This is a genomic window from Haloferax profundi (assembly GCF_001469865.1).
GTDB lineage: Archaea > Halobacteriota > Halobacteria > Halobacteriales > Haloferacaceae > Haloferax > Haloferax profundi.
Genome location: NZ_LOPV01000625.1, coordinates 1 through 8,516, shown reverse-complemented (window position 1 = coordinate 8,516; position 8,516 = coordinate 1). Strand labels below are relative to the sequence as shown.

At 55.9% G+C, this 8,516-nt stretch carries 6 protein-coding genes; all 6 read right to left on the bottom strand.

Going from position 1 to position 8,516, the window contains the following annotated elements; genetic code table 11:
• Positions 1–289 precede the first annotated feature (289 nt).
• Positions 290–1,576 carry a Cdc6/Cdc18 family protein gene (locus AUR66_RS17965; protein WP_058573522.1) on the bottom strand — a complete coding sequence of 429 codons (1,287 nt, stop codon included), beginning with the start codon at positions 1,574–1,576 and terminating at the stop codon, positions 290–292.
• 598 nt (positions 1,577–2,174) lie between these two features.
• Complete coding sequence (locus AUR66_RS17960; protein ID WP_058573521.1) at positions 2,175–2,966, bottom strand: DUF6339 family protein; 792 nt, start codon at positions 2,964–2,966, stop codon at positions 2,175–2,177.
• Entirely contained in the window at positions 2,956–4,026 is a 1,071-nt protein-coding gene (locus tag AUR66_RS17955) for a hypothetical protein (RefSeq protein ID WP_058573520.1), read from the bottom strand. The genes AUR66_RS17960 and AUR66_RS17955 overlap by 11 nt, the downstream gene beginning before the upstream one ends.
• On the bottom strand, positions 4,026–5,915 hold the full coding sequence (locus tag AUR66_RS17950; protein ID WP_058573519.1) for a hypothetical protein: 1,890 nt from the start codon (positions 5,913–5,915) through the stop codon (positions 4,026–4,028). The genes AUR66_RS17955 and AUR66_RS17950 overlap by 1 nt, the downstream gene beginning before the upstream one ends.
• Positions 5,916–6,053: 138 nt before the next feature.
• The gene (locus AUR66_RS17945; RefSeq protein ID WP_058573518.1) at positions 6,054–7,580 is read right to left on the bottom strand and encodes a hypothetical protein; all 1,527 of its coding nucleotides are present in this window, start codon (positions 7,578–7,580) and stop codon (positions 6,054–6,056) included.
• 66 nt (positions 7,581–7,646) lie between these two features.
• On the bottom strand, positions 7,647–8,420 hold the full coding sequence (locus AUR66_RS17940; RefSeq protein WP_058573517.1) for a hypothetical protein: 774 nt from the start codon (positions 8,418–8,420) through the stop codon (positions 7,647–7,649).
• Between the last annotated feature and the right edge of the window lie 96 nt (positions 8,421–8,516).

The following is an 8,516-nucleotide window of genomic DNA, read 5'->3' as shown; positions in this document are numbered from 1 at the left end:
CACCAACGAGTTCTGCATACCGATTTACTTGGGTACGTGAGAACTTTCGAGCGTAATACGCGACAATTTCGTCGGCGTCCTCAAAATCTTGGTGGAGGTCCAAAGAAGCCCCACTGGTTGCCATTAACTTTGTTAGAATAGAGACATATACTTAAATCCTTGTCATCTATCGTATACATCAACATCCCAGACACTATTATGTCGTTTTCCCTCCCGCATAGCTGACGAGGATCCTGAAACAGTACAGAAGCGAGTTGCTCGGTGTAGTGAGTGCTTGGCTGGGTGTCCACTACGCCATATCGCGGATGACGTCAGCGCCGCCGCCAAGTCGGTCCTCGGAGTTGGGGAGGTTCTCGATGGCGGTTTCGATGCCGACAGCGAGTGAGTAGCGGTTCGTAACGCCCTTGCCCTGTCCTCGTCCAGTGGTCTTCTTCTTGAGGATGTTCGAGTGCGAGAGGTTATTCAGCTTCTCCCGGTAGCGTCGGTCAGAGAGACTCTCGACACCGTACTGAGCACAGATTTGTTTGTGGTAATCGTAGAGCTTGTTCGTCTCGACCCACGTTGCGTCGTCGCGAACCGTGTAGTACGTGACGGCCATGAGTGCGATTTTCGCGTGTGTTGGGAGGGAATTGATTCCTCGTTCGACGGCCCTCCGTTCGATGTAATCGCGTGCATCGCGAACGTGCTGTTCAGTCACGAATTGCTCTCCAGCGTCGTCGGCGAGCCGGCAGGCGCGGAAGAGCAGCTTGATTGCTTGGCGCGCGTCCCCGGAATCGGCTGCCGCGAAAGCCGCTGCCAGCGGGATGACGTCCGGTTCAAGTACATCACTGACTAGGACTTTGCCATCGATCCCGTTGGTTGCGACAGTAGGGCGGGAGTCTTGACTATCCCTGTCGACGAACTCTGTATCTTTGAGCCCCTTCGCTGCACGGCGAGCGAGAATCGCGCGGAGTTGGTTAGCGTTGTAGGGTGAGAACTCGATTTCGTCTTCTCCGAGTGAAGAGCGAACGTCTGCGTTCAGGTTCTCCCGGAACTGCAGGTCGTTCGTAATCCCGATGATGGAGAGTCGGACGTCATCAAGCTCGAGTCGGGGGAGTTCGTAGAGCACGTAGTCGTCGTCGCCGATGGCGTCAATCTCGTCGAGAATGACGATGATTGTGCCACCAATTCTGCGGAGTTCCGTAGTAACCATCTGGAAGAGCGCCTTCTTTTGATGCCCTTTCGGAAGTTCCGCACCGGGGCCTCGAAGTTCTTTCACCAGATGGGTGAGTAGATGGTAAGACTTGTCCAGCCCTTTGCACTTGACGTTCACCACAGTGACGTCGATCCCCTGATTATCAGCGAAACTCTGTAGTTGGTGAGTTTTGAGGTTGATTGCGGCCGTCTTTCCCTGCCCAGTGGGGCCATACACGAATACGTTGAGAGGCGTCGACCCCAACGTGGCGGGACGGAGAGCACTGTGGAGTTCGTCGAGTTCCATCTCGCGCTCTGGAAGCTCACGAGGACGGTACCCCTTGTTTGGGTTCAACACGTCCATATCGTCGAAGATTGTCTGCTCCTCGCCGAACTCTCGCATGGGTGAACTCTCGCTGGTGACTACATAAACCCCCATGTCCAATGACGCCAATGAGAGAGGGATACATCCACTGACAAACAGTTCGTTCTCGTATGGGAGGGGGAGGGGGGTGCGTCCAGTGTACACTCTCGAAAATCGAAGAGAGTACAGTCGCTGCCTATTCCCGTGGAAAGTACTAAGTAGCGGCCTATTCAGCCGAAACCGTATTGGATATAGGGTCATGTAAATGGGTCTTTTGGAAGTGTGGAGTGACGGAGACGCTCAGCAAATTACATTGGACGCACCCCCCTGTCAGAGGAGTTGTTTCTGGGGTTGCCTCTGTACGTCTCGTTACACTGGACGCACCCCTCCCTCCCCGAGCACTCGTTGCGGCGAAGAGTCGCTCCCGACGTTCTCAATCCCGGCGTTGCCTGCGGAAACTCCGTATACTTCAACCGGCAGCGCAACAACGAGTGTCGGAGTCGTCAACAACTCCACAAGGTTACCTTCCCGGACTTTGTCTTTCAACCACGCAATCCCGTCAACCGAGTTAGGATTCTCCGGGAACGCAGACGTGTGATTGTGTAACCCAATATTAGCTTAGAAAATGAGCCCCGCGCTACGACCAGCCAGCCTCTAGGCGCATCACGTCGTCACGGAGGTCCTCTATCGTCTCCACGATGTCGTCATCCTCCATCGTCTCTACACGTCGGACCGTCAGTTCCTCCCGGAGCAGCGTCGTCGTCCGGCTCACGATGTTACTGTTAGACGGTGGGTCGTCGTACGTACCGTCTTCCTTGATATCGTTCAGTGTGTCGTGACAGAGGAGATCACCACAGGCATGTGTAACAGGGGTGTACCGCGCAAAGTCGTGGTCCAGAATGTCGTTTGCGAGCTCCTGGAAACCGAGGACTTTCTTCGTCCTACTGTAGTCCCGATGCTTAACTCCTCCCGATTCACCTTCCTCGTAGGTGAGCTCAGCACCCCACCAGATTCGGTGAAGTGCATTGGAGTATGCGTCGGTCCCAGCCTTCAGGAACTTTTCTTCCATGTTACCCGGACTCTCCGGATTGAAGACGTGGTCCCACCGGTAGTGAACGAACTCCGGGAACCGAACGACACAGAGGTAGTGCCACAGCCCGGCGTCTGCCGCCTCGTTACGTGTCAGATCGAGTGTACGGTGGAGTGTCGGTGCTAGCTCGGCGTCTATAATCGAGTCTTGGGCCTTGATGTCGTCGTCAGCACGAATCTCCTCTATCCGCTCGTCAATCGGACTCAAGTCTATGGAACGACCGAGCGGTTGTAAGTACGGACGGAGGTCATCCTCTGAAAGCTCGCGCTTGCCAGCGAGGAACCGATTGTCGATCATCGGATGGGCTGCACTCTGCAGGTGGAAAAGCTCAGTCGTCACTTTGGATCGCCTCCTCTATCAGGTTCGTCGTGTCAGACGGAATGTTGTAATGCTGATGCACCGCACGTTCGATCCGCTGAACGAGGTCTGGGATATCGACGTGACTCCGAACGTCCTCGGCAAGTTGAATCGCTGCCTCGTCTTCATCAAGGTCCGGGTACAAATCGTCCAAGAAGATATCTAATACGTCTTCCTGCCAGCCATACTCTGGTTCGCCCGTATCGGGACTCGTGTCGTGTGCTGTCTGCATCAGTAGCTGCGTCCAGACGGAATGCTCGATGTAATCGTAAAGTACGTCACGTAGCCGCGGTGGTCCGCCCGTAGATCCCGTGTTTTTCAGAACTTCAACCACCTGTGGGTGTTCCCTGTTCAGATATAACTGTGGGTTACGAGGCGCCTCTAAGCTGAGATAGTGGATGTGGTTCTCGTTAGGGAAACTGTCGTAGTCGCTGAAGTCCTCAATGATCGGCATGAGAAGACTCCCGCCATCATCCCTCTCGTCGAGTCGAATGATCCACGAGAGCCCGTCAGCGACCCGAGCGCCGACCTTGGACGCGTGCTTCGATCCACTAGAGCCGCCCTTCTCCGTTCTGGTGAGGTACGGCTTGATTTTCACTCGTCCACGGTGGTCGTCACGGTTGATGCACAAGGTAAACTCGTGGCTTCCGCCATTTAGCGGTGAGTCGGCGAGGATGTGCCGGTCTCGAGTCATTGCGAGGGGGTTTTCCTTCACCAGTGCGAGGCGACCCGGTGTCTCGTCCCACTCGTTGAACGGGAAGACTTCCTCGACAGTATCCTCATGGATGGTAACCGTACCTTCTAACTCCAGAGTCTCCCAGTTCCCTTCGTCGACCAGCGACAGGAACTTATCGTCCTCGTCGAGATCTCCTCTATCACCCAGAGGGGCACCATCTAGATGGAATGATTCGACATCGAATTCGAGTGCCTCTTCGTGATACTCGTGCGGAAGAGATTGGCTGACTAAGCTACCCGTCTGAACTTCTTCTTCCGCTTCTTCGTCTGGTTCGGCTCCTTCGACCTCCCCATTGACAGTCGCCATTACTCGTCCCTCCGTTCTGCTACGTCAACCGACACCTTCATCCTGGTCTCGACCTGCCTGTGATCTTTTGTCGACACGCCCTCGAAGGAGACCTTCGATGTCCCAGGAGCGGGCTCTAGCCGTCCCACTTGGACTCCCTTCTGCTCCGGAAGTGAAATCGACACCCCAGCAGTATTTGACGAGATATTCTGTACGGGAAGGCGGTCCGTAGTCGCTCTCTCCTCTGCCATCCGAATCAGTGAGACGGTGACAGCCCGTATCTCGTTACGATCACTCAAAGGCTCCACCTCGCCGTTGAACGACCAGTGTGTATACACATCGTCGAACGAGATGTTCGTGTCTCCGGTAACGCGCTGACTACTTGGTGACTCACGTTCTGAACGACCCCCTCGTGATTCGTTCCCGATCTTGAACCGGTTTCCAAGACGCTGAGGCCCGGTCGCACCTCTATCGACGTTGGGCGCGACGAGTCCACGTAACGTCTCGGTTACGTCAGACTTGATACCCTCTACTGCCGTCCGGAATCCCCGAGAGTAACTGTTCGCCAGTGTCTCCGTTCGTACCCACTCATCGTGTTGCGGTGGCTCCGCAGCAGTCAAGAATTCCTCCACGATAGTGTCTGCGTCTCCCGGACTCTCATCACTGCCCCATGGCCGCGCACGTCCACCGAGGAGGACAGCGTGGAAGTCCTGGTTCCCGACGACGACTCGGTCTCGGTCGTAGTACTCAACGACCATCCCCGCACCTCGGATGAACGCCACTTCGTTCCGATGCTGATATTCACCAGTATCTGCACGTCGAACCAGCAGGTCCAGTTGGCCATCCGCACCGCCACCACCATCGCTCTTTTTTGGTACGTCAAGTGACATCTCCGCCTGCGCGACATCCTCGGGATTGTCCAACTGGCTGACCGAGTCATCACGGTCGTTCAAGCAGCTTGTGAAGGGCTTGTACTGAGGATACTCGTCGATGCTTGCTTGCTTCGTCTCACCTTCAACTTCGACTGCCACCTCCAAATCACCACGATAAACCGCCGGCCAGAACCACTCGATTGCCATCCCCGTGATCTGGTCCGCCAACTCTTCGTCGTCGAGTCGCTCTTCCGCTGTAGGTACGCGGAAATCTACGACCTGGATGCTCGTTCCTGGTTCATCCGGACGACTCAACCGGAGGCGATCCGCTATCGATTCGGCTTCAGCTCCCCAGATGGACTCCGGTCTCGCACCTTCCTCGTCTCCGTTCAGACTGCCGTACCAACCGTGCCCTTGGTAGACCGTATCGCCATCCTCCGACTTGTGCGTCGGTAAGCGCGTCCGACCGATCAACCGGGGGGATCGTTTTTTCGGGTCGGGGTCGCTCAGTGTCGAGTTGAACATGACGAGCGATAGGCCCGAGTACAGCCAGAGGACGGCCTTCCCCAGACCGTAACTCCCTCCTGCGGTATCCCCCGACTTACTGCTGAATAGCACGTCACGGACCAGAGCGGTGAAGTTTGATTCGTCGGCGTTCTCCTCACCGAGGAGGCCCTCTGTATTCTCGTCTTCAATAGTGAGGATACGGATCTCCTCGTCGTCTTTGATCCGCTTGATCGCCTCAGCGATGTGTTTTCCGCTCTTCGTGTCTGTCGCTAAATTGGCGTGCTCGGACCATGTCTCGATATCGAGTGCTCTGAGGTACTCTATTGCCTCGTCGCCCCGTAAGGATTCCAGCTTGAACGTTACCCGTGCCGGTTGGTCGTTTTCCAACCGCGCGTCGTTCGAGTTCTGTAACACTTCACGAACAAAGGTCTTCAGCCCAGGCTCACCGTGCGACATCGCGTACTTTGCGACGTCGTCACCGTAACGAGCATCAGTCGGCCGGGACGTCGTGAATCCCCACTTACCGCTCATCACAACACCTCACCGGCACTAGCGAATATGGCAGCAGACATATCGGAGAAATGTGCGCTACGATTCATAATTGGCACAAATCTCCCGCGCCGACATAAATGTGTGCAGTGTGTTGTCGGTGGAGTTGCCCGATTAAGGTCAGAACTGTGCCTCAGGGGGAGCGCCGGTGGCCAAGTAATGTGCACCGATGAGGTCGTAGCGGACTTCACTGAGTTCACGCGACCGCCGCCGTGTGACAGTACTTAGCCCGTTGAGGTTGACGACAGAGAAACGTACTTCGTCTCCATACTGATTATGTAGAGTGAAGAGGCGACCTTCTATCGATCCTGTCGTCCCAACCTCTTGGAGTGTTCGGTCCCACTGTTCTCCCGCTTGGTCCTTCCGCCACAGCCGAAACGCATGAACACCACTACTGTCGATCATATTTCGCTCAGAGAGCGGACGGCTCACGGTCCAGTCGAGTCCCAGCCAGCCCGAGGCCGTCACGTTACGCCAAGGCCGCCACGACGGCACGGTATACGAGGACCGTTCTGCGATGTCTCGTAGCTCGTGGAGCACTTCTCCATGAGACCCGCCCATGTGCTCCGAGGGCTCTCGGTTCAGTTGGACCATAGGAGTCCAGCCGATTTCCCGCCGGCAAATCGCCAAAAGTGTGGCTTCGATTGCGCGGCGATGCCTCTGTTCCGACGATATAGGTGGTGTCGTGACAGAGACCTCCATCTCACCTCCAGCTCTCTCGGTGATTTGTCGGAGGGGACGCGCTGCACCATGTCGGTCCCCAGTTTGTGGAGTTGATTCGTTCAACCCAGCTGGTAGGTCGATGCCTACCCGCTGTCGAACGCCTCCGTCCGATCCCGATTCCCCTACGTACATCAAACCGGGGAGTTCCGTGTGTCGAACTCTGTAGAGACCTGGACGACGTGGCAGTTCGTCACGGAGTGTTTGCCAATCTCGAAGGTTGAACCAGCTTGACCACTCGAGTCCCATCCACTTACTCGACTGAGGCGCCGGGTCGAGGCGAGTGAGTGGTCCAGGGACGTCGAGAGTCCGTGTCTCCTCTAAGCCTTGCCGCGTAGTCCGGTCAACTGTAGCGAGTTCCGACTGCACAAGTGACTCGGGCATCGAGAGTATCCGGGCGATTGCGTCACTACCGGGGACGTATTGTGAGAGAATCCACGTTGTCGCTTGACGATTCGTCAATCTGGTTCTTTCAACCACCGTGATGATGTCGTCTATAGCGTCTGTGGGGAACTCCGAACACGAAACAACGAATCCGTTACCACCTCTGATTTCTCTGTCTCCAACCACCTCTCTGACCTGCCTGTCGTGGGCGGTTGCGGCGGCGGCGTGACCGTCTTCTGAGAGTCCGATTCGTTCGGCAGCAGCGTCCCAGCACCCATCCGTCTCGGCTAGTACGAATAACAGCCCATCGTCACTCCGTCCCACTGGAAGGGGGTCAAACCCGGTGAAGAGAGTCTCGACATTTACCACAGAGGTACTCCGTACTTCTCGTAATGCTCTTGCGAGGGAATCGGTCTCCACGTTGTACTGAGCGGCGACGGATTCAACGATTTCGCGGGAAATGGGAACCCCGGCGAACGGATCTCCCACGTACGACGTGTTCGACTCTTGGTCCAGATACACGTGGCAATCCTTCTCAGTCATCAGACTGTACCTCCAACCGAAACCGGCGACCCACTTGTTCGTATCGGAGGTTCGTTTTCTCGCGTGTCAAAATTCGTCTAACTCGTGATTGGCCTCACTCTTGCGCTTGAGGTCCATTCGCTCGTCGTAGTCGGAGTAATCCACGCGTCCTTCTGAGATGCCCTGTTCGTCCTCGTACACCATCAACCACTGCCGAACCAGGTAGTAGATGAACGGTGCGGGAATCGCGTTCTTCGCCAGGTGGCTCTTCGGATATGGCCTCGGTGAGTAGTTCTTGACCGCTGCCCACCACTCTCTGGATCGCTCAGAAAAATAGAACGACGAGGTCTCTGCTTTGTCAGACGGCCCATCTGTCGTCAGGAACCGCCGCTCGCGGGGGGGCTGTGGTATCTTGAACGAGGTCTCAAAGGCACGCTCATACTCAATCGGCATACCAAACATCCGCCCGTTCAACACGATAGGGTCCTTTAGTGGGGCACGAGGGACGTTCTCGATTATGTAGTGGTCGCAGTACTTCTCAGCGAGTATTCGTGCACTAGGAATCATGTCCTCGTGGTCGTCAGGATTCCCCGAAATGCTTGTCGTCGCGGCCCACCGTGAGCAGACTGGATGAAACAGTCCGAGGTCAAAGGTGACGTCGTCCTTAATCGGAAAGTCCCACTCTTTGTCCTCTATGTGGGCGTCTGCTTTGATCGGCGTGCTCTCGTTCGTGTCTTTGGGGTCAATTCCGACACGAACCACGTTTCCGAAGTCGTTGAGTACCTCTGATTCCGTCCCGTAGTCCGCGAAACAGTGGAGAATGAGCGGCTCTTCGTGTGTCAATCCATCTTCCGATGTCATGCGAGATCACCTGACGCATACTCAGCGCCATGGATGCCACTGAGTGGGCTCCGCGCAGAGCACATCCGTGTAGAGTCCGCGTAAATCGTCACTATT